The sequence below is a fragment of the Thainema salinarum CENA647 genome (assembly GCF_057732415.1).
Map to the genome: position 1 here is coordinate 13,724 of NZ_JBYJZJ010000010.1, position 20,538 is coordinate 34,261.

Annotated in this window: 15 protein-coding genes and 1 pseudogene; 4 read left to right on the forward strand and 12 right to left on the reverse strand. The window is 49.0% G+C overall.

Annotation, left to right across the window (positions count from 1 at the left end; genetic code table 11):
• Positions 1-13: 13 nt before the first annotated feature.
• The 4 genes from AC286M_RS01445 to AC286M_RS01460 form a co-directional block, all read right to left on the reverse strand.
• On the reverse strand, positions 14-436 hold the full coding sequence (locus AC286M_RS01445; protein ID WP_488202696.1) for a hypothetical protein: 423 nt from the start codon (positions 434-436) through the stop codon (positions 14-16).
• Positions 437-652: 216 nt separating this feature from the next.
• A complete protein-coding gene (locus AC286M_RS01450; protein ID WP_488202697.1) occupies positions 653-2,539 on the reverse strand; it encodes an FtsK/SpoIIIE domain-containing protein in 1,887 nt (628 codons plus the stop codon).
• A complete protein-coding gene (locus AC286M_RS01455) occupies positions 2,506-3,075 on the reverse strand; it encodes a hypothetical protein (protein WP_488202698.1) in 570 nt (189 codons plus the stop codon). The genes AC286M_RS01450 and AC286M_RS01455 overlap by 34 nt, the downstream gene beginning before the upstream one ends.
• Positions 3,076-3,085: 10 nt before the next feature.
• Positions 3,086-3,760: a hypothetical protein gene (locus AC286M_RS01460; protein WP_488202699.1), complete on the reverse strand. Its 675-nt coding sequence runs from the start codon at positions 3,758-3,760 to the stop codon at positions 3,086-3,088.
• A 174-nt stretch (positions 3,761-3,934) separates the two neighbouring features.
• Here AC286M_RS01460 and AC286M_RS01465 point away from each other — a divergent pair, with 174 nt between their 5' ends.
• The 4 genes from AC286M_RS01465 (at position 3,935) to AC286M_RS01480 (ending at position 10,670) form a co-directional block, all read left to right on the forward strand.
• Complete coding sequence (locus AC286M_RS01465) at positions 3,935-4,129, forward strand: ribbon-helix-helix domain-containing protein (RefSeq protein WP_488202700.1); 195 nt, start codon at positions 3,935-3,937, stop codon at positions 4,127-4,129.
• A 55-nt stretch (positions 4,130-4,184) separates the two neighbouring features.
• On the forward strand, positions 4,185-4,532 hold the full coding sequence (locus AC286M_RS01470; RefSeq protein WP_488202701.1) for a hypothetical protein: 348 nt from the start codon (positions 4,185-4,187) through the stop codon (positions 4,530-4,532).
• Between the two features lie 403 nt (positions 4,533-4,935).
• On the forward strand, positions 4,936-6,681 hold the full coding sequence (locus AC286M_RS01475; protein WP_488202702.1) for a hypothetical protein: 1,746 nt from the start codon (positions 4,936-4,938) through the stop codon (positions 6,679-6,681).
• An 845-nt stretch (positions 6,682-7,526) separates the two neighbouring features.
• Positions 7,527-10,670: a DUF3854 domain-containing protein gene (locus AC286M_RS01480; protein ID WP_488202703.1), complete on the forward strand. Its 3,144-nt coding sequence runs from the start codon at positions 7,527-7,529 to the stop codon at positions 10,668-10,670.
• Between the two features lie 415 nt (positions 10,671-11,085).
• Here the strand turns inward: AC286M_RS01480 and AC286M_RS01485 are convergent, their stop codons facing one another.
• From AC286M_RS01485 to AC286M_RS01520, 8 genes and pseudogenes are all read right to left on the reverse strand, one after another.
• Entirely contained in the window at positions 11,086-11,937 is an 852-nt protein-coding gene (locus tag AC286M_RS01485; RefSeq protein ID WP_488202704.1) for a helix-turn-helix domain-containing protein, read from the reverse strand.
• A 33-nt stretch (positions 11,938-11,970) separates the two neighbouring features.
• The gene (locus AC286M_RS01490) at positions 11,971-13,560 is read right to left on the reverse strand and encodes a recombinase family protein (protein WP_488202705.1); all 1,590 of its coding nucleotides are present in this window, start codon (positions 13,558-13,560) and stop codon (positions 11,971-11,973) included.
• Positions 13,561-13,954: 394 nt separating this feature from the next.
• On the reverse strand, positions 13,955-15,115 hold the full coding sequence (locus AC286M_RS01495; RefSeq protein ID WP_488202706.1) for a hypothetical protein: 1,161 nt from the start codon (positions 15,113-15,115) through the stop codon (positions 13,955-13,957).
• Positions 15,116-15,744: 629 nt separating this feature from the next.
• Positions 15,745-16,074 (reverse strand): annotated as a pseudogene (locus AC286M_RS01500) (PDDEXK nuclease domain-containing protein); the annotation flags it as partial.
• A gap of 18 nt (positions 16,075-16,092) precedes the next feature.
• Entirely contained in the window at positions 16,093-17,865 is a 1,773-nt protein-coding gene (ltrA, locus tag AC286M_RS01505) for a group II intron reverse transcriptase/maturase (RefSeq protein ID WP_488202707.1), read from the reverse strand.
• Positions 17,866-18,388: 523 nt separating this feature from the next.
• On the reverse strand, positions 18,389-19,192 hold the full coding sequence (locus tag AC286M_RS01510; RefSeq protein ID WP_488202708.1) for a PDDEXK nuclease domain-containing protein: 804 nt from the start codon (positions 19,190-19,192) through the stop codon (positions 18,389-18,391).
• A gap of 3 nt (positions 19,193-19,195) precedes the next feature.
• Positions 19,196-19,591: a carboxysome distribution maintenance protein McdB gene (locus AC286M_RS01515; protein ID WP_488202709.1), complete on the reverse strand. Its 396-nt coding sequence runs from the start codon at positions 19,589-19,591 to the stop codon at positions 19,196-19,198.
• 44 nt (positions 19,592-19,635) lie between these two features.
• Positions 19,636-20,415: a ParA family protein gene (locus AC286M_RS01520; protein WP_488202710.1), complete on the reverse strand. Its 780-nt coding sequence runs from the start codon at positions 20,413-20,415 to the stop codon at positions 19,636-19,638.
• Positions 20,416-20,538: the final 123 nt, after the last annotated feature.

The following is a 20,538-nucleotide window of genomic DNA, read 5'->3' on the forward strand; positions in this document are numbered from 1 at the left end:
GGATCAAAGTCTCCTATGCGACGGTGCTAGATACATTGATGGTTTCTTGCTGGATACGGCGCTGGTTGCGCTTGATGAGCATTTCCTCGATCCCGGCGTTGCAGTCTTCCTGCGAGCCACCGGCTAACGTGACAACTGCCCAGATCTCCTCATCCGTGCTGTTGTTGATGAAGTCGAGGATTTCACTCGTCAAGACCTGATATCGTCCCCTGGCATACTGCACATGGCGAAACATGGCGACGCAGTACAGAGTTCTAACCTGCGTCTCGGTGAGCAGTGAGAAGGAGTGACGGTCAGGCCAGAGGGCGTTACAGTCACGGCTCAATTGGTGCTGAGATGCCCCCAGCATTTGCGCTACTTCAACCTGCCGGAATCCCTCTACAAGGTTGGTCGGCTGGGGGACTCGCGTTGTCGCTGGTCTTCTGTGTCTAGGCATGGAATTCAATCTCCGTAAGGCTTTTGCAACGTTTCGATTTTTATCGCAAGTCAATCGGCTTTTGGGGGAGAAATTGCAACGATTAGAACGTATGCTTCAGGTTTGCAACGATACTTCCCTTTGACTTGCAATTCAGAATGGTTCCGACAAAGCTCGAAACAGGCTTTTAGGTTGAGGTTCAGCGACTTATCGCAACTCTCGACTTGCTATAGCAACTCAATCAGGGAAATTGCCGCTGTCGCCAAAATCGGTATTGGGGGAATGATTTTCAGGGTGTTCTTGAATAGTCAGCTCTAGAAGCTCCTTCGTTATCTCTAGAAACTCCTGTTGTGCGGCTGCCCATCCCTCATCACCTTCAGTCACGTTCCAGACGCGACTAATGATGTAGGTGGGCGATCTCCCCTTGTTGCGTAACTCACAGATGCGATCGCGTTTCTGCTCTCGCGTGAGTTTGGCGATTTTTGGAAAGCACCATTCTTTCAGGTCACTGATGGAGGTGTCATAGGCTTGCAATCGCACGGGCTCCTCTCCACCGCGACGGGCCAGCATGTCACCTTTACCGAGCAGCCGTTCACAGCCTGCCTGCTGGATGACCAGCTCAGAGTCTTTATCCCGCTGGAGCAACAGGCCAATCCTATGGCCGATTTTGGCATCGACCTGGCGATGGATGGTTTTGCGATCGGGCGCTTGGGTGCAGAACAGAATCAGCCAGCCAAAGGTAGCCGCAACGGACATGACGTCTGATAAACGTTTCACCTGTGTGGGTTTACCGTCGATGACCATGCTCTCTTTCCGCATATCAGGGAAGCCGATGTGGGACTCATCGAGAATCCACACCTTGTAGTCAGCTTTGGTGACGCCTTCAAGATGGTTAAAGTCCTCAATGTTGGACACTCCCTGATAGGCGAATAGGCTGCGACGGTTTTCAATGTCCTGCTCGACCCACTGGAGCTGGAGTTCTGCGTCCTCCTCTGAATGTCCGACCAGTCGGTTAGCCGTCGATGGCCATTCCGCCAGATAGGGAGAGTTTTTAAGCGGGTTCAGTTCTGTGCCTTTGCCGTCGAAGACGAGGAACTGAATGTGACGGTACGAGTAGTTTTTGGCGGCAAAGCCGATCATCTGTCGAATCAGATTGGTCTTACCCGCCACACGGGGCAGACCACCGATTAGAACGGCCTCCATCTGTTTACCGTCGAGGTGGATGTAATGACGAATCTCTTTCAGGTCAACGCCCAAAAATAGTGACGGTCGTTTGGGGACTGGGATCTCGTCGATTTCCTCTGCCAGCTTTCGCAGCTCCCGATCGGGACGGGCCAGTGATAGGGATAAGAACCCATGCTCGTTATCCGACATCGGCAGTTTGGGCAGGTGCAAACTGGCCTGGACAATCGACGGAGTTCGATCAATGGCTTCCGGTAATTTCTTGGGATCTCGCATCTCCAGAATGAACTGGATAAACGATGGGCCTTTGAAACAGGTCACGTAGTCAGTGTAGTAATTCGCCTTGTGAATTGCCTTCAGCGTCGCCTGCAAAAGTCCGTGCACGGTTGGATCGTCGGGCGGATTCGGTATCCGTGGCTCAGAGGTATCGTTCTCCCGTGACACGGCTTGAGCGGGTAACGCTTCCGGTTGTGGAGTGCTCAACGCTTTTAGTTCAGCCACGTCAATGCCGAGAATTGCCGCGATTTCATCATCACCCTTTTCTTCAGCTCGTAGGTTTTCGACAACTTGAGCTATTTTCAGCATCTCAGAACTGGCCAGCAGCTGCCGCTGGAGTTCTTCCTGCTCTCGAACCGCGCGCAGTCGTAGTTCATGATTGAGCTGGCGCAACAGTTCCCGCTCATCTTTTTCGGCTAACTTACTGGTTTGGTATGCCTTACCAAAACCTGCGATCGCAATCATGATGCCAGCCATCTTCGACCAGCTATCCGGTGCATAAATGGCCGCAATTTGAGCACGATTCGTGATCGCCCAATGCGGCAACCGCTGACCAGCCGGGGTGACGACGGTTGGATCAAGCCGTCCCCAGGAAGCAATTAGCAGACCAAATACGCCTGCCGCTTGATAGATCAAGATGGATTGTCGGTGGATTGAGAAGTCCATTGTTGTAAGTACGCTTGCCACGCAGCGTCATAGGCTTTTTCGGATTGGGATTGCTGCGACTCGACCTGAGGTTGCTGCTGCGCTTTGGGCCGTCGAGCATTGAAGAACACTCGAAATAGCCCAGCACTGAGCACAAACCCAATCGCAACAATGGCGACTTTTCCTAATGCCGTCCCCTGGTGATAGAACAGGCCCAGCAGTAAATCCCAACTGGCCAGCAGCGTCGCGATGATGACGCCAAAAGCGGTGATACCCACCAACGTGAACAGGTTGGGATGACCTGCGATCGCAACGTAGAAACAGGCCAGCAATCCGGCTCCAGCCAGAATCAGGTAGATAAACGCGAAGTCAGGCAGGAGCCGAGCTAAGAACGTCAAGAACATCCAACTGCCGACCAGCAGACCAAACATCGAACCCGCTCGGTTAATGGTGTGAAAGTTCCAAGTGGGAACTTCAGGGTGAGGAGCGACTGCGATCGCAGATTCTTGCAGCGCTCGAAGCCGCTCTAGTTCAGGATTATGTTGCTCTGCATACATAAGCAACTCCCTATGCAACCAAATTCAGAATACGCTGGAATGGGCCTGGAGCTTTGCTCGTGTTGGGCGTATAGTCATCAGCTCGGATGTAGTGCTTAAGGGCAATTTCTTCCTGTTTTTGCAGCTCTTTAGCAGCAGCCTTCTGCCGAGCATCGTCGAGCTTCATCTGGGTCTCCTTGCCCGCGCTAGTGCCCATCTGCTGGAGCTTTGAGGCTTGGAGCTGTCGAGCCTGTTGTGCTTTTAACTGATACTTGGTCGTGAGCGTATCGCGTTCCATCTGACCTTGTTCTGCGATCGCACTTAAGCCCAACTGGGTGGCATGAGCAGTAGTTTGCAAGCCTTGCATGTACTGGCCCGTTTGCAGCTGGGCACGGCTGACCAGGTTATCGACCGCTTTTGCACCTTCTAATCCCTTAGCAAGCAGGTCAGTACGCAGTTCTTCAATCGTCACCTTGCTCTTAATCACGTCCTCGCTAGCCGTCTTGTATTGTTTGGCCAGCACAACCTGCTGACGGAGATCCTTAGCCAGTTGGGACTGGGCACGAACCTCAGACGGGGTAAGGCGACCAAGCTTATTGGTATCAACGCGAAATTCATCATTGACGCGAGCTGCGCCACCCGATGAAACGCCAGTTTGTCCGACTCTCCAATTCATCTGCGGAGGGCTACCTGTTGCGAGTGCCATAAATCCTGTTCCTCATGTTGCGATTTGTAGCGATAGACGCAAGATCTGCAAAAGCTGCAAATCTGTTCGAGCAAATGCTAACATATCGCTAAGCGATTGCATAGCGATAACTTAGTTTCACTAGATTTAAACTATGTAGCGCTTATTGATGGCTTATGATTGAGGCGAGCCAGTATGAGAGAAGAAGATCCAGTGAGTAAGAAGACGCTGGTTACATTGCCAGACGCTGTTTATGACGAACTCAAGGAATGGGCAGACCAGCAAGGGAGGCCACTAGCCAACCTTTGTTCTTATTTGCTTGAAAAGTCGTTAGAGCAGGCTAAAAAGGATAAAGATTTTGAGCCATTGTCCAGCTCTGATAAGAAGTGAGGCGCGATCGCAGATGCCAGAAGCAAGCCGAGATTACATACAGAGTTCGATTGAGATGTTCGATTCGCGCATTCAGGTGATGGATCGCCACATGGAATCCCTCACCGAAAAAGTTGAAGCGTTAACCGAGCAAGTCGGCAAATTGTCCGAGCACACCATCGAGACACAAAACATCATGCGCCAGCAAGGTGATCGCATGGACAGAGCAATGGATCGGATGGATGCGACGCTGAACCGGATTGAAACGTTGATTCAGCAGCAAGGTCAACAGCAGGTCGCGCTGATGCAACAACTTGACTCGACGATAAAACAGCAGGGTCAACAGCAGCATCAGTTAATGCTGCAACAACTTTCGATTATTCAAGCTCTGATTACAGGACGATTAAATGGAGAAGCGGTTTAGCGATCGCAGCCGTTGCGAGTTCCGATCGCACTTAATATTTATCCAGCCGATACCGCTACAATGATCGGCTATACAGGCTTTGACCGATTCCGACAGGAGGTGATGAAGATGTGAAACTAACCCAGAAAGTCAAAACCCCCGATTGCGCGAACAACCGAGGGATTTAAAGACTTTCGTTTTATTTGGAAATTAAACCGGGAACCTAACTACTTGCTTTGGACGGCGACAAGTTAGGACTCCATAGAGTTGTGCGCTCTTCGCGCATCTGTGTTTATGCTAGCACAGGTTTTTGCGGAATCAACATTTTTTGCGCATAACTCTCTAACGCTTACCACCACAAGCGTAGAGAGCTTTTAAATGCTCTCTGTTTTCCTCCCTCTACAGTTTTAGGAAATAGAGAACTATGAATGACACCCCCCCTTCATCGTCCCGCTCAAACCGTGTTCAACCTTCATCACAAGCCGTCTTACCCGCCGATGCCAACGGTCAGTGGCTGTGCCAGACCTTTAACTATTCCTGGTGTTTTCTATACGCCGATGCCGTTGACCCCACCAGCAAGATCAACTGGGAAACCATTTCACGCTATCCCCTACGCCCCAGAGCACTCTGGGAGAGATGGAGCGATCCAGAGCAGCTAATCGGCGTCCGCTTTGATCACACCACCCACTATGGACTGCTCGATATCGATCAAGGTAGCAGCTACCTCAACCTCGACTCCATCACCGAGATCAAAATCGCCCTCGAAACCATCGGCATCTGCCGCATCCTCCCCACCCAATCCAGCTGGAGCGGCGGCCTCCACCTGTACCTGCCCCTACCCGAAGCCGTCAACACCTTCAACCTGGCCTGTGCGCTCAAATACTGCCTCGAAGCGCACGGATTTGAACTCAAAGCCGGACAGCTGGAAATCCTGCCCAACATCAAAACCTGGGGCAATCATCATCAAGGCCAATTCACCCACTACCAAGGCCATCGTCTGCCCCTGCAACCCAACAGCGGCTCCCTGCTCCTCGACGCCGACCTGAACCCCCAACCCTACGGCGACTCGCTCAGCCAACTGCGCCATCAATGGGAACAAACCGCCCACTGCCAAGACATCGATCTGCTCACCAGCGCCCTCAGCAAAGGCCGCCAGCATCAGAGCAAACGCCAGCGCAAGCGTAGCGCCACCCGAACCAAGCTCAGCGAATGGCAAGCCGACCTCGAAAGCGAAATCCGAGACGGCTGGAGCGGCCCCAGCCAAACCAATGCCCTCTTAAAAGCAATCGGCTGCTACGGCGTCGTCTTTGAAGGACTGAGCGGAGACGAACTCGCCGACTACATCGAACGCACTGCCACCAGCCGCCCCGGCTACGAGCGCTGGTGTCGCCATCAACACGAAATCAAAATCCGTGCCCGCGCCTGGGCTCGCGCCGCCGAAAACTACTACTGGCCCATTGGCCATCACCCCAAACGAACCCACACCCTCCATCACCTCGACGGCCAAAACAACATCCTCAACTTCAACGACCAACGTGCCCAAGACGCCCAGGAGCGCATCCAAAACGCCGTCACCACCCTCAGCCAAAGTCATCAACTGCCCGAGAGCGTCACCGCCCGAGCCGCCCTCCTCACCCAGCAGGCCAACACCAGTCGAAAAACCCTCTACAAACCCGACAACCTTCCCCTATGGCATCCCCATCATCAACCTGACAGCGATCCCCCAACCGAAGAAACAGCCGACCGAATCAATCTTCCCTCCCAAAGGTGTAAACCACCCGAGCCCATAAGCGATTCAGCCATTTTAGAGTCCCCAGCTAACCCAACCCCTGAACCGCCAGAACAACCGAATATCAAGAAATTACACACCAATCCCCAAAATATGAAATGTAGAGAGCCCTCAGATGAAGCTTCTCCGAACAAAGAAAATTTATCTCCGGAAAAAGGGGGGGATGCAAGGGGGGGAGATTGTCGTTTTCCACAGGCTGTGCGGTTGGATTGGACGGATGAGATTGCCTTGATTCAGGTGCACTTGAGATTGCTGCGATGGACACCTGCTGAAATCAAACAGCAGATCGCCAACTGGTTCAACGGTAAGCAGCTATCGCAGTTGCTAGATAGCGAACTAGAAGCACTGCTGTCGTTTCTTCAGTGCCGGTTACAGGAGTAGGTCAAGATCATCTGCTGGATGTCATTGTGGCCAGACTAGGTGCAATCTCAGAAGTAGCTAATAACAGTATCAACCTCTCAACTAGGACACAGTTTTATCTGTTCTAGCTCCTTTTGGTAAAAGCTTCTTGGAACCAAGCAAGAATGGCACTTTGCATACCTTAAACCAAATTTTGATGGGTCTCTTTGATTGCCTTTTCCATTAGCTTTAATCTTAGGCAATTTTTCTTCTGCTTATATTTCACTTTCTACTCCCAAATAGTTATCTATTTGGGAGTAGAAAGTGATGTCTATATTGTCCATGAAACCGTGCTGTTTACTAAACTTAATATTTAGTACATAAGGTGTGAATAAGCAGTTTTTACCCTCTATTGACTTTTCCTAGTACTGGATCTAACTTCTTTCTATGCCTGTGACACATTTAGTTTTGTCGTTTAGCTTAGTGAGTATTTCAGGTGGCAGTAAATTCTCCAGAACTCATTTCAGTTCGTTTGGATAAGGATAATTTTCAGAAGCTTCAGCTTGCTAGATGTAGCAGAGCACCTAATCGTAATCGTTTAATTAATCATGCTATTGCAGAGTATTTTAGGAGGCATGAAGATTTGATAGATGCTAAGAAAACCCCAGCTCAATAGGTGCGCTAACACCTTGAACTGAGGTTTTCTCGTTCTATGTATATCTGAATATGGTTCCGCAGCTTAGGAAACCATATTCAGGCTAATGTGCCACGTTAACGTGGCATGAATTTGCTATGGATATTTTAACCTCTGAATTGTGGTTTGACCAGAGGATCAATTCAACGATCCGTGTTTGTTTTTTAGCCGCACAGCTTGAGGAGGGAGATGTATGACTGACTATTTCCCTTCCCGGATTTCGTATGTTCAGACATTCTCTGAATCAATTCAGGTTCAAAGAGATCTGTTGGATTGGATTGAGGAAGAACGTATTAAAAGCGCAATCTCCAAGTCATTGTGGGATGCCAATATTGAGTTTTTACATGGCGACATGGCGCAAGAATACTTGCTCGGCGATAAGCTGGCTAGTTTTGGAGGCCATAGCGATCAATACGCCACAAAGCCAGTGCGAGATTTGCTGAAGCGCTATGAAAATCTGCGTGATGGCATTTGGGCTTTTCGTGGCGAGGGTGTACCCTACTGTAAGCCGATTAACCCACGTCCAGACTGGAAGAAGCCTGGGAAATTGATTAAGTATGAAACAGCACCCGGCGCGATCGCCTCTCCTATCCTCCCTGTAATCGACGAGGAAACAGCAGCGCGTTACGATGTCGAACCTAGTGATTACTGGCATGGGGTGCTGAGAACCAATCGGCCCTTAGTGATTACCGAGGGGCTGAAAAAAGCGCTTGCACTAATTGCTCATGGTATTCCTGCGATCGCAATTCGAGGTATTACCCAATGGCATCTAAAAGGAAGTCTAGAGCTACATCCTGAGATCGCCCAGTTTGTCACCAAAGGGAGGCCAATCTACATCATCTTTGACCAAGATACTAAGCCTAAAACGATTGCCAATGTGCATAAGCAAATTCGCAAGCTAGGCAACGTATTAAATGAGAAAGGCTGTAAGGTTTTCGTCCCGGTATGGTCAGCTAGTGAAGGTAAGGGCATTGATGATTGCTTGTATACACAAGGCGACAATGCTCAATCTTGGCTGGATGGGGTGCTGAAAACCGCTCTCACTTTGAAGCAGTACAAGCGCAATGGGCAGATTATCGCGGCGCTAAATACCATCAAGCGCTATAACTCGCTTTCATTTCCTATCAAGAGAAATACCGAAGGCAGGTATATACCAGAGTTGCCAACCCTTACCCCAGATGCAATCCATGTTGTCACGGCAAACATGAACAGCGGTAAAACTGTTCGAATTGGTGCTGATTGGGTACAGGCTGCTCTAGATGATGGCTGGTGTGTTTTGGGGTTGGCTCCCCTCAATGCACTAGGCCAGCAAACTGCAAAGGATTGGGGCATTGAACATATTCACAATCAAGGCACAAGAGCCAGCGAACAACGCCAGTTCTGGGAAGCTGTACGTAAACGACCTGCGGTTATTCTGTGTCCTGACTCAATTGGCAAAATTCCACAGTGGTTTTGGCAGAAGCCTGTGCTGTTGGTGATCGATGAAGCCAACCAAGTTACTCAGCACATCGCACAAGGCGATACACTCAAATCGCGGTACTCTCCGGTTTTAGAGGCCATCAAGAGCGTTGCAAAACATGCGATCACAAGTGGTGGAGCGATCGTCCTCAGTGAAGATGGCATTCCCGATCGCTGCGTTAAGTTCTGGCAAGCTGTCAGTGGTGCGACAGCCGTTCGATGTTTTCGGCATCAGAAACAGGGTATCCCTTGGGAAGTGACGGTATATGATGGCCATCATTCAGGCTTTAGAGGAGTTTTACTGGCTCAGATTCAAAGGGGCGAAAAGATTCTATTTGTAACTTCATCTCAGCGTGAAGCCAAGCGACTAGAGCACATCGTTAACGAGCAATGCCAAGTTCTAGACACTGAAACTGACGACGGCCCACGACGCAGCGTAAGAGTTGCTCGCATTGATTCAGAAACTAATGAGGGGGGAACCTACAAGCTCTTTTTCGAGAATCCTGATCAATGGCTCCAGCTCAATCAGCCTGATGTGTTGATTCTCTCTCCCAGTGCAAAATCAGGAGTGAGTATTGAAGGGGGAATATCGGCTGATGATGCCTACTTCTCTCAGGTGTGGGGATACTTTCCTTCACTGGCCACTGACACCCACATGCAGCTACTGGGGCGTTACCGTCCACCCGTTCCACGTCACGTTTTCGTGCCCCCTTTCATCCTGGGAAATGCTGACGAGGAACAGTACTCCGTTCATGCAGCCAGAAAGCGATTAAAAAGCAATGTTGAAACGGTCGCCAAAGTGCTTGGAGTGGCTGATGAGAAACGTGAGCTATCCAAGATTGAATTGGCTGTGATAGATTACCTTGCAGAATCGGCTGTGGTATCTGGTAGCCAGAAAGCGATCGCGAGCGTGGCATTAATTGATCAGCTTGAATTGGCTGGCCATATCGTGAGCCTTGTTAAGGTTGCTAGTAATCAAGCTATCTCCGAAATCTGGAAACAGGCCCAAGAGGATATTTGGCAGGATGAAGCGCTAGAGATTGCCCAGGCTCAAATCGAAGATGGGCATACTCCAGACTGGGCACATCGCACCCTCGACTCGATGGAGGCCACCCGAACTGATCGCATCCTTGCCCATAAAGTACTATGGCGTGATGAGTTCCCTGGTGTGCTATTCGATAACCAAGATGAAGTATACAAGGCCATCAGCAAAGATTACGGTATGATGCGGCGTGGCGTGTTGCTACAGGCACGAGCCCAAAATCTGAATGCTGTACGAGAAAGCGATCGCATAGCTACCGAGCAAATCCTGAGCGGTAAAGTGCGAGCTGGCCACCGGCTGCCCAGAAACTACATCAAAGCCGCAATGATTGATCATCTGGGTGTGTTGACGTTGCTGGATGGCAAATCCTACAGCAACAGCGACCAGCGGTGTGTCTCGATCAAGAAAAAAGCCCTGCACTTTGCTAACGAGATTCGCTACTGGTTACGGCTCCAAATCAAGCCGTCTCAAACCCCAGTGGAAATTTGCAACAAACTACTCCGCAAGCTGGGATTGAAGGCTGAAGCCATCGCCCGACCGGGCAGACGTGGCGAACAGAACGACCGGATTTGGGCTATCCCAGATTTACAAAACCCACTCAGAATACGATTACTGCAAGCCGCTTCCAATAAGCTTTCTGGTTCCGTATCCACGATTTGTAATAAAGGGAAGAATACTATACAAATTATGGATACCAGTAGCCCCCAGCCCCAGAGCACCGCGAGTGAAGGAAGAGAAATCGGCTCCAATATAGTAGGGGGGCTGGCTGAATATGGCATTTCTCTTCCCTATCAAGTTGGCTATTCACAGCCATCGAAAGTGAATCGCAACAGTTGAGCATCCATGCCTACGGCTTTCAGCAGGACTCTGTTGCCGTCAGTGAACTGGATGTGGTGGAATGATCCCATTCGTGAGTTCTCCGAACAAACTCTGCGCTGATTGTATCGATCTGTTCAATCGGCTTTATGGCCATAGGTACAGTATGAAATTGCTGTTGATAGCGCAGTGGGTATTGCAAAATTTCGCAGGTTGCAAAGTGAATCAACTAACCCCCGTTTTGGCAGTTCTACAGCCGTTGCAAGAGGATGAAAAGAGTAATGCTTAGTTGGGTAAAAAAGCAAAGGTAGTGGCATATAGGTCATGATTTTTCGTCGTGTGGGCGGTGCCCACACGACGAAAAATCATGACCTTTTGAAGACTGTTGAAATAGAATGCCTAACATCAGGTGCTGAACGACTATTCGGTGTGTTGTTCAGTCTTGATTATTTTGGCTTTTCAATTGTTTAGCCTCCTTCTTCCATCTCCGCACCGTATCAGCAGAAACGCCTAGCGCTCGTTCAATCTGAGTTGCCGTTTGTCCGTTAGCTAACAGTTGTAAACAGTGCTCTCGGAATTCCAGAGAATAGATTTTCTGACGACCGCCACCAAAGATTTTGGGTCGCTTCACACCAGCGCGTTTGAGCCAAGAGTTAATTTTTTTCGCTGGAATTCCGGTGACCGTAGCAACGGTCTGGCATGAGTTACCCTCTAGATAAAGGTCAATACAGCGTTGTTTATCTTCCTCTGAATAGGAATGGACAGTTTTAGGACGATAACAACCCGCTTGAGCTACCCAGTCCGAAACCACATCAGCAGGAATGCGGGTTTGCGCTTCCACTGCTTGGGGGGTAAGTCCACTGTTGTACAGTGCTAAGCAGCGGTGCTTCTCCTCAGCAGAGTAATCGGCACAGCCGCCAATGAGGCCAGCGTCTCGTAGCCAGCGCCGAATATCCTTGAGATTGTTACCTGATATCCATCGAATCTCTGCGACTGAGTAGCCATTGGCGTATAGCTCACAGTAGCGCTGCCGATCTTCGTCTGATACGAGTTGTGCGGGCTGAGGAGGAATGAGCTTTGGTACGCAAGCGGGCTTTTCCTCAGGAGAAACGTGTTCCTGCATCTGCTTAACCAGAAGTCGATAACTGGGACAGGTGATACACGCCAAGCGCGTTCCAGGATTCTCGCACTGACAAACCGGAACCCAATCTGGAAGTGCCTTTGCCTTTAAAGCCAAAAACTGATCAGCAGCGGCTTCAAAACTAGAAAAAACTGAAGATGGTGCCATCGGAATTTCTCCTGAGGAAACGTCAGTCATTAATCAAACTTTCAAATCGATTGAGACGATCTCGCGATCGCAGATATTCACTTTTTGGATCAGCTTGTCGTAGAACAGTTCACGCTCTTGATACGTTCGGGTATGCCAGAAGCCAAGGTCACGAGCCTGGGGATGAGAGATAATCTCTGCCGCAGTGGCCTTCTCAAAATTCAGCAGTTCGACATCCCGGCTGCGCTGCTCAATACTCATTTGAATTTCGTGCTGAGCCCGCTTAAGGGCTTCGCTAGGAGCTGCTTTTAGTGCTGCTTCAATAGCGGCTAGCTGTTGTCGGAGTTCTCGTAACTCCTTCGATTCAGTTGGCTGATCTGATGGAAGATCTTGAATTTGGGCAAGTTGTAGAGCGTGTTTGAAGAGTTGGACGGCGATCGCTTCATCAATGATTTCGACCCGGACGCACTTGCGATTAGAGCAACCGACCGTTGAGTTGCGGCAGCCGTAGTAGCGATAGCTTTTGTTCCGCTTAAGAACCATCTTGTGACCACAGCGATCGCAGTAGACGAGGCCCGTCAGATTGAATTTTGTGTCGGGCGTCCCAACCTTGCGGGAATTGGCCTGAAGGGTCAGCTCAATTTCATGGAACTCGGCTTCAGTCAGTAAAGCGTTATCGAGATGGGTATTGTGATGCATCTCCCATTGCTCGACAGGAACTTTGCGTTTGCTGGGAGCATGCTTGCAATAGGCAGTATGGCCTCGTAGGACAGGATTCCTTATCCACTCGATTAAGCTACTCCCTGAACTCCAAAGCAGTAACTCGTCGGCCAATACTAAATTGGTACGTTTTCGTCGTTGTGGTCGGCTAGACTCGGCTGACGAGGATTGATACGAGTTATCTCGACTAACGTTGATAAAAGCTTTGCATTCAAGTCCATAGCGTTGATATAGCAGTCGGAGTGTTGTGCGTGGTCGCCGCACAGCCTGAAATGTTTGGATCGCATCGCGAGCAATATCGGAGCGGCTGAGACTCATGAGTGGATGAGGTGGTGGTTTTTGCCAATCTCTGGGGTCTGGGCTGAAATCTTGATAGTCGTCAGGTCGCTGTTCTAATAAGCAGATAATGGGTTCTGTGTCTAATACGTAACGATCGTCCTGAATCGCGTAGCCGAACGGTGCTCGCGTCCAAGCTACTTTTCGCTTGCGCCGGTAGCTATGTCCCCGCTTAACGCGCTCACGTAGCATCCGTCGTTCATGCACCGCGAAAATAGCTTGCATATCGGCGCTCAGTTCTCCAGAAGCCGTTGATAAATCGACTTCTCCTTGGTCGAGCAGATAGAGTCGAATTTGATTGCTTCTCAACGTTTCCTTAAAGCTTAAATACAGCAATTCATTGCGAGTGAGCCGATCCCATCGAGTTGCAATAATTAGCTCAACATTGCCTTTTTCAACTTCATCCATCATGCGAATAAAATTCGGTCGAGTCGTGCTATTACCCGAGTCAACATCAAAAAAAAGTTGGTCACATCCATAGGATATTAAGCGGTCTCGTTGTTGTTCTGCCGCGTGTTGATTTTCCTCTTGCTCACGGCTTGAAACTCTGCCATAGGCGATGGTTTGGCCTTTCGGTGGTAATTTCATTGGTTGTCTCCAAATTCTGAATGGCTAATTTTGTCTGTTGTTGAAGAGACACAGATTAAATCAGCTTTCTAGTTATTAGTTTGATAACTATCATAGCTGATATTTGTGCAATATTTATTCAGATAAAGCTTGCACATTTTTAATCAATAAACTATTTTTTTGTATTGCTTATTTCACGATTAAAGTCTGCATGAGCTTGACGAATATTTCTGTTGGTTTAGCTGATTGATATCCGGTTGAATGGAATAAAAAATGCTGTATGATGCCGACAAATTGGCTCATTGCTGTAGCAATGAACTGGAATCATTTAGGCTTAATCCAAACAACTGTTGTCTCTGCCAGTTTCCGGCATGGCAAGTAGATTGGAAGAAAATGTACTAAATATGTCGAAATATTAAGCGAACTGCCAGCCCAGGTATCCCTGTGGAGAAACAGCGCCTTGGATCGGTTTCCAGGTGCTTCTCCTGTCTTGCAGCTCGGTTTCAGGATCAAGTTGGTCTACTGATGGCTGACATTTATACTGAGGCTTTCCATGCAGCCAAAATATGGATTCCCAATAAGCGGGTGTGGCCTGCTTGATGGCTTGAATATAGGTTGACCATTCTGAATCCAGCTTGCGCTGTTCTAAGGCTTGTAGAGCAAGGATGAGTTGACCGTACAGTCCCTGTTGTTCAAAATACTGGGTTTGTTCTTCTACTTGAATTTTGTAGGGTTTGCGGTGGATGCGGCGTTTGATTGGTGATGTGTAGGTTGGGGATTGCCGCTTATCTAGCCAGGGAGATTGATCTAATAGGGGTGCGATGGTTGTAATTTCGTCTCGTTCTTCATGTACAGTTCGCGGTTGAAGCCGATCGCAGTTGTTGACGGTATATTCCCAGTCTTCTTGGAAGCGTTCTGTTTGCATTTCGACGAAGAATTGAAAGTGATCGTCAAAGCTGTGCTTCTCTGGTAGATTGGGTAGCCGATCGCGAAGCTCATCAAATCCGGCTGCGATGAGTTGTATTGTCTTATGGCTGACATCGACGAAGTGTTTGATGCGTTCAAATTCTCCGTCAGATAGATTGTTCTGAAGTAAATGTTGATCGTCGTCGTGGAGGGGGTTGGGATCGAGTGGGTAGAGCTGTTGTGCGAGGAGCAGACCTCTGGCTTGGTAGAAGTAGTGTGAGATTTTTAGCCAGTAAGCCTGGTCTAGGCTCTTGGGAATGACGTTTGCGTTAAGCGGAATTTGTCCGATCGCACTTGCGACCTGATGAAATTGGCGTCCGGCTGGTGTATCGGGGATATAGATTTCAATGTAGGGAATCCAGTGCCGCTCAATGCCGAGCCGAATGTCATCGAGAGCGGCTGTGGCGAACCAATCCTGAAGCTGTTGCTGAACAATGGGAGATTGAACCCGGAGTGGGCGAGGCAAATTGAGGAGAGCTTTCGGTACTAAAATCAGCGGCAAGGCTTGCCAGTTCTTCATTCGTAGAGCTGGATTGTTGGCCCACAGGATGATTTGTTCTTTGGTCAGGGTGGCGGGGTTTGATGTGAGAGGGGAGTGGATGTCAGCCATCGATGGATTGAGAGGTTCTGGATACTAAATGTTAGCGCTCTAGCTTGAATTTTGCTGAAGGATTCTAGGCTCATGTCCAAAGAACGTGCAAACGATTTTGAAGTGCCCTTGTTTAGGCGGCTTCAGATCTGGATTTCACATTGTCTGAACATGAGCCAAAAATCCTTCAAAAGCACTGGGCAAATCAACATTGCAAGTCTCAAAATAAAATAATTATGGTTTTTTTGCATAACCCCTCGAAAAGGTATATTCCACAAAGAGACATCTGAGTCTCAATCTGGTGATTGCGCAACTTTCGTACCCTCCAGATATGAGAGTGAAAGAAGTGGGGGGAACGCCTGACCATTCATTCTGGATCGGTAGAGGGCTGTTAATGGAAGTCATGGTGTTGACAAATACTTTTAGGCGCAGATTAACTGCGGACGCTGGCAGCTAGTCACCTGTTCAACAATAGCCTTTATTACACGAAGCGTTGCGCTGTCTCTGTCCACAAAACTGGACAGCTTAGCGTCTTTTTTGGTTCGGTTGCTATACATAGGCCTATTCGTGTTATTGTTCCCTATGAGCAGCAAAATGACATGAATACAGGCAGCCGGATCAGGCGCTGTTTATTTTGTACTCTTGTCTGTCTAAGTGCGATCGCTATCGTCTTCCAGCTCCTTAAGCGCGGTATTCATCTCAATTTCTAGCTGTTCTGGAGTTGGCAAATTATTTTGCAGCGATGGAGGGAGATCGCTACTGAGCTGATAGGTCGCCACACCGATTGGATTATGAACAGAGCCTAGAGCAAACTCCACTACCGTTTTTCGTTTGGAGCGGCACAACACAATCCCAATTGTTGGATTATCCATCTCGGTACGCAACATCGTATTGACGGCCTCAACATAGAAATTCATCTTTCCGGAGTATTCCGGCTCAAATTCGCCCATCTTGAGGTCAATCACGACATAACAGTGAAGCCGAGTGTGATAGTTAGCCTAAGTAGGGTGATCACTCACCCTACTCGGCTCCAGAACCGTACATGACCCTTTCGACTCATACGGCTCCTCAGTGATCCGGTGTTTGTCATACACACCTTTGCCATGAATGGAATCATGACAATGCCCATGTAGGAGCGCTAAGTTTGAGGCGCGATTGTTGTGGTGATTACCATCGAGATGATGAATTTCCAGAACATCCTCTAGCCTGAAATAACGTCTACAGTAATGGCATCGTCCGTGTTGCACTTTGAGCAACTTGGCCACTCTACGCGGCAACATTGGATGTCGTCCTAGGCGAGTACTCCAGTAAATTTGGTCTCCATCAAACGGACTGCGGCAGCCTTGCACTTTGATATGACGTCGGATTGGATGATCCGTATGTCGAATCAAGAAGGAACCTTCCGGGGTCATGAACCGCCAGTTATCCAATCCATTGCGGCGGAAATACTTGCGGATGACCCAGACGTTGCTCTTGTGTGGGTGTCGCCGTTTTGCCCATCGCCACAGCTTGAGAAACAGCAGATGACCCAGTGCCTCAAAGGTTTTCCGAGAGACCGCCGTTTGGTAGTACTGTGCCCACCCACGAATCAGGGTAGACAGAGACCAAATCACTGTGTCTTGCGGAGCATGTCTGAGGGTTCTGAGTCGAGTCTTCAACTCATGCAAATGCCTGAGAACCGCTTCTTTACTCGGTTTAATGAGCGTAACGTGACCCAGGTGCTGACCGGAACGCGGAGCTTTCATGCAGTGGTGTTTCCCCACTCGGTACTGCCGAATGTGGAATCCGAGGAAATTGAATCCGGGCGGTTGCCCTGCATGTGACTCCAACGTATGTCCAATCCGCGTTTTACTGGGCTTTAGGTTTAGTCCAATTTGACTCAGCCATGTTTCAATCAACTCTTGGCATCGTTGAACCACGCTCAAATCCTGATGTAGAACAACAAAATCGTCGCAGTATCGAATGATCTGGAGATTTTTATAGAAGACAAGCTTCTGTCCCCGAACGTCTGGATACGTTAGGGCTTTGATGTCTGTTTCTAATCCATGTAGCGCTACGTTTGCCAACAGTGGCGATAATATACCGCCTTGCGGGGTTCCACTCGGCGTTGGCTGAAAGTGGGATCCATCGAGGACACCTGCTTTGAGCCAGGCTCGAATGCTGCGGCGCAACTTGGGAAAGGTTTTGAGTTTATCCAGTAATGCCGAGTGATCAATTTCGTCGAAGCAATGGGTGATGTCGGCGTCTAAGACGTACTTAGCTTTATAGCGAACAGCATAGTAAATTGCTTCCACTGCATCATGGCAGGAGCGCCCGGGCCGAAAGCCATAACTATTTGGCTCGAATTTGGCTTCCCATTCTGGCTCTAATGCCAGTTTCACTAAGGCTTGCTGTGCCCGGTCGGCTATGGTTGGAATGCCCAACGGGCGTTTTTCTGCCTTTCCCGGCTTGTCTATCCAGACTCGCCGAGTAGGTAGAGGCTTTTGATTCAGCTTTAGCTTCGCGACCAGACTCAGCCGTTGCCGAGGAGTCAGGGCAGTTTGCCCATCTATCCCTGGCGTTTTCTTGCCTCGGTTGTCTTGGGTTACCTTTCGTACGGCCAAACATTTAGCCGACCAGGACTTCAAAAGTAGTCGTTGTAGCCGATGGACGAGTTGGATATCGCCACGGGTTGAGGCTTGGTAAATCCGTTTTTGCAGCTTAAACACTTTCCGCTCTAGCTTGCGCCAGGGGATGGTGTTCCATTCATACCTCAGCAATGCTTGGCTCATGACTTTTGACTGCGACTTACAGCTTTACCGTCCAGATCACCGAACCTCCGTCAGCCTATCCTCCAGCTTTCCTGGAGGCATTTGCTTCTGAGGTTATCCCTTCCCCACTTGGGTATATAGCTGACTACCCACTTGGAAGACATTCCAAGAACCCAGGTGGGGTTACTCCGTTCCGCTCTTCCGTTTGCCGCTGAATTTAGGTTCCTGCTTTCCACCGGGCTACTATCGGAGTATCACTAGCGTCCTGTTCAATACGCTAGCCCGCCTGTTCACCATTCCCTTTTGGGACGCAGCTTGTCAGCCTCTTTAGCTGCCTCGGACCATTACGGTGGGTCTATCACAGGTTTCTCGCGTAACCATATCCAGCTCTGCTCGATGGGGTTCCGGATGAGGCTTCCAGTTACCACCTTTTATCCCATGCGCTTCACCAGTTTGAGGGTCAGTCGCTCCGGTGTGGGATACGCTGTCACTCTGATACCGAGAGGGGTGGAATTGCACCACCACGAAAGAGTAGTTAAATGATTTAAGCCCTCACAGGAGATGCTCGAATCATTTGACCTCCACCCAATCTACGGAGATTGGTTTTGAGGTCAACGGGTCGCACAAAAAGCAAGTCCACCCGATATTCTTTATCTTCGACCACGAGCGGATACTGGCTGCCCAAAAAGGCAAAGCCAACGCCCAACTCCATCAGAAAAGCCTGGATATGCAGCAGCAAACCGCGCTCTAAATCGCGTTCCTGAGACGCTTCTGAAATAGTCAAAAACTCAAAATTATACGGATTTTTTAGTAATTTATGGCTCAAGTCCGACTGCTCTGGCGGTAACGTGCGCTCAAAATTGGTAATCGCACCACCTTGGCGCTGAAATAGATTACTCTCAATCTGGATTTCGAGGATGTTGCGACTCCATCCATTCTCAATAGTTTTCTGCGCATACCAAAGCCGCTGTTCTCGGTCGCTGAGCTTGTTCAGCAAAGACTGATTATGCCCCCAAGGAATTTGTGCTACGGTGCATAGCACAATTTGCTCATCGGGATAAGCTTCAGCAAACGCCCGCATATATTTGAGATTCCGAGGCGAAAATCCGCTCATATCCGGGAATTCTCGTCTCAGATCCTTTGAGATGCGATCGATGACTTTCGCTCCCCACCCCTGCTGCTGCTGACGCAAGAGAATATCCTGACCAATCTGCCAGTACAAAAACATAATCTCTTGGTTTACAGCAACTGCTGCTTTGATGCGAGCAGTTTGAATACGCTTCTTCAAACCGTTGAGCAGGTCAATGTAGTTTTCCTCTTCAGGAAACAAGGTTGGAGAATTCGGCATCAATCAAACCTGACCCATCTTTTTGAGCTGACTGTATAAGCGCCGCAGCTTTCCGGCTTCCTTTCGTTGCAGTAGACGTTCGGTAGCCTCTTGCAAGACGGCGGCTTTAAATTCAGGACTGCGATCGCAGATGAGGTAGCAGGCTTCCAAAAAAGTTTCAATCGTTATGTCTTCTTGGTTGCAGAGCTCCTGCATCGCTTCATCAATAGATTCTTCCAGCCGAATATTACGGCGTTGGGCCACTTTTGGCATTTGATCAAGCTGTTCTTCCAACTCCATGATGGGTTGCTGAGTGGCTGGTGAAGAAGCCTGTACGGTTTCGTCGTTGGAATCTGGTGCCCCTGTTGCAGGAGCTGAATTGTCTTTTTCTTGCGCGGTTAGCGAAGTGTCGCGTTGCACAGTGGGCCGCTGGCTTCGGTTTTTTATGCGGGCTAACATATCGCTCATACAGATCTCCCAAGCAGCTTTTGAAGACGGTGTGACAAAACCTCAAATGGATATTCCAAGCCCGGCATTCCTAAGTCTGATAAAGTAACACCTTTGCTGATTGCCTGTTTATATCGTTCTGATTCTCGAATAGACGGCAGCACTAAGTTTGCTCCGACTTCATTGGTCATGGCTTCAATGCACATCCGGCTTTCCTGAGTCTGGTTTGCGCCTACCCAGCGATCCCGAAATGGAATAATGCCCAGCAGGTCTGCCTGTGAAGCTCCAATCTCCCGTAACTCGTTAACTGCATCGACAGTACGGACTAGAGATCCATATCCTTTGACGGTGGCTTCACACGGAATCAAAATCTGATCTGCTGCACCAATTACAGATTTACAAATTTGGCTGCGCTGAGGCGGACAGTCAATCAGGCAAATATCAAATGAACCATGTGCAGGTTCAATCCGCTTCCGCAACAGCATGGCACCGACACCACTATTGCTGAGGTAGTCTTGAACACTGTCCAAACCATCATCCGAAGGAATCAAAAATAAATTTTCTGATTGTGTAGAATAAATTCCTTCCTCTAGAGAAACCTTACCTTTGAATACCTCCAGCAGTGTTGGAGCATCAGGAGCTACGTCGTGCCCCAAAAACGTTGTTAGGTTGCTTTGTGGATCAGCATCAATGGCAAGTACCGTATAGCCATTGCGTGCTAAGTATTTTCCTAGCAGAACAGAAGTAGTTGATTTACCCTGCCCTCCAGACAGACTCATGCATGCAACTGTAAGCATCTTTAGCTACTTAAGTCTTTATATCGTGAAGTCATAAAATAATAACTTTAATATGCAATTAGTTCAACAAATAAATGTTTACTCACCTAAACATATAAATGCCTAATTGTGTAATTACACAAT

Excerpts from the sequence above, each read along its gene's own strand:
- AC286M_RS01480 (WP_488202703.1), top strand. The coding sequence starts at position 7,527 with ATGACTGACTATTTCCCTTCCCGGATTTCGTATGTTCAGACATTCTCT.
- AC286M_RS01490 (WP_488202705.1), bottom strand. The coding sequence starts at position 13,560 with ATGAAATTACCACCGAAAGGCCAAACCATCGCCTATGGCAGAGTTTCA.
- AC286M_RS01445 (WP_488202696.1), bottom strand. The coding sequence starts at position 436 with ATGCCTAGACACAGAAGACCAGCGACAACGCGAGTCCCCCAGCCGACC.
- AC286M_RS01470 (WP_488202701.1), top strand. The coding sequence starts at position 4,185 with ATGTTCGATTCGCGCATTCAGGTGATGGATCGCCACATGGAATCCCTC.
- AC286M_RS01495 (WP_488202706.1), bottom strand. The coding sequence starts at position 15,115 with ATGGCTGACATCCACTCCCCTCTCACATCAAACCCCGCCACCCTGACC.
- AC286M_RS01460 (WP_488202699.1), bottom strand. The coding sequence starts at position 3,760 with ATGGCACTCGCAACAGGTAGCCCTCCGCAGATGAATTGGAGAGTCGGA.
- AC286M_RS01465 (WP_488202700.1), top strand. The coding sequence starts at position 3,935 with ATGAGAGAAGAAGATCCAGTGAGTAAGAAGACGCTGGTTACATTGCCA.
- AC286M_RS01450 (WP_488202697.1), bottom strand. The coding sequence starts at position 2,539 with ATGGACTTCTCAATCCACCGACAATCCATCTTGATCTATCAAGCGGCA.
- AC286M_RS01520 (WP_488202710.1), bottom strand. The coding sequence starts at position 20,415 with ATGCTTACAGTTGCATGCATGAGTCTGTCTGGAGGGCAGGGTAAATCA.
- AC286M_RS01475 (WP_488202702.1), top strand. The coding sequence starts at position 4,936 with ATGAATGACACCCCCCCTTCATCGTCCCGCTCAAACCGTGTTCAACCT.
- AC286M_RS01455 (WP_488202698.1), bottom strand. The coding sequence starts at position 3,075 with ATGTATGCAGAGCAACATAATCCTGAACTAGAGCGGCTTCGAGCGCTG.
- ltrA (WP_488202707.1), bottom strand. The coding sequence starts at position 17,865 with ATGAGCCAAGCATTGCTGAGGTATGAATGGAACACCATCCCCTGGCGC.
- AC286M_RS01485 (WP_488202704.1), bottom strand. The coding sequence starts at position 11,937 with ATGGCACCATCTTCAGTTTTTTCTAGTTTTGAAGCCGCTGCTGATCAG.
- AC286M_RS01510 (WP_488202708.1), bottom strand. The coding sequence starts at position 19,192 with ATGCCGAATTCTCCAACCTTGTTTCCTGAAGAGGAAAACTACATTGAC.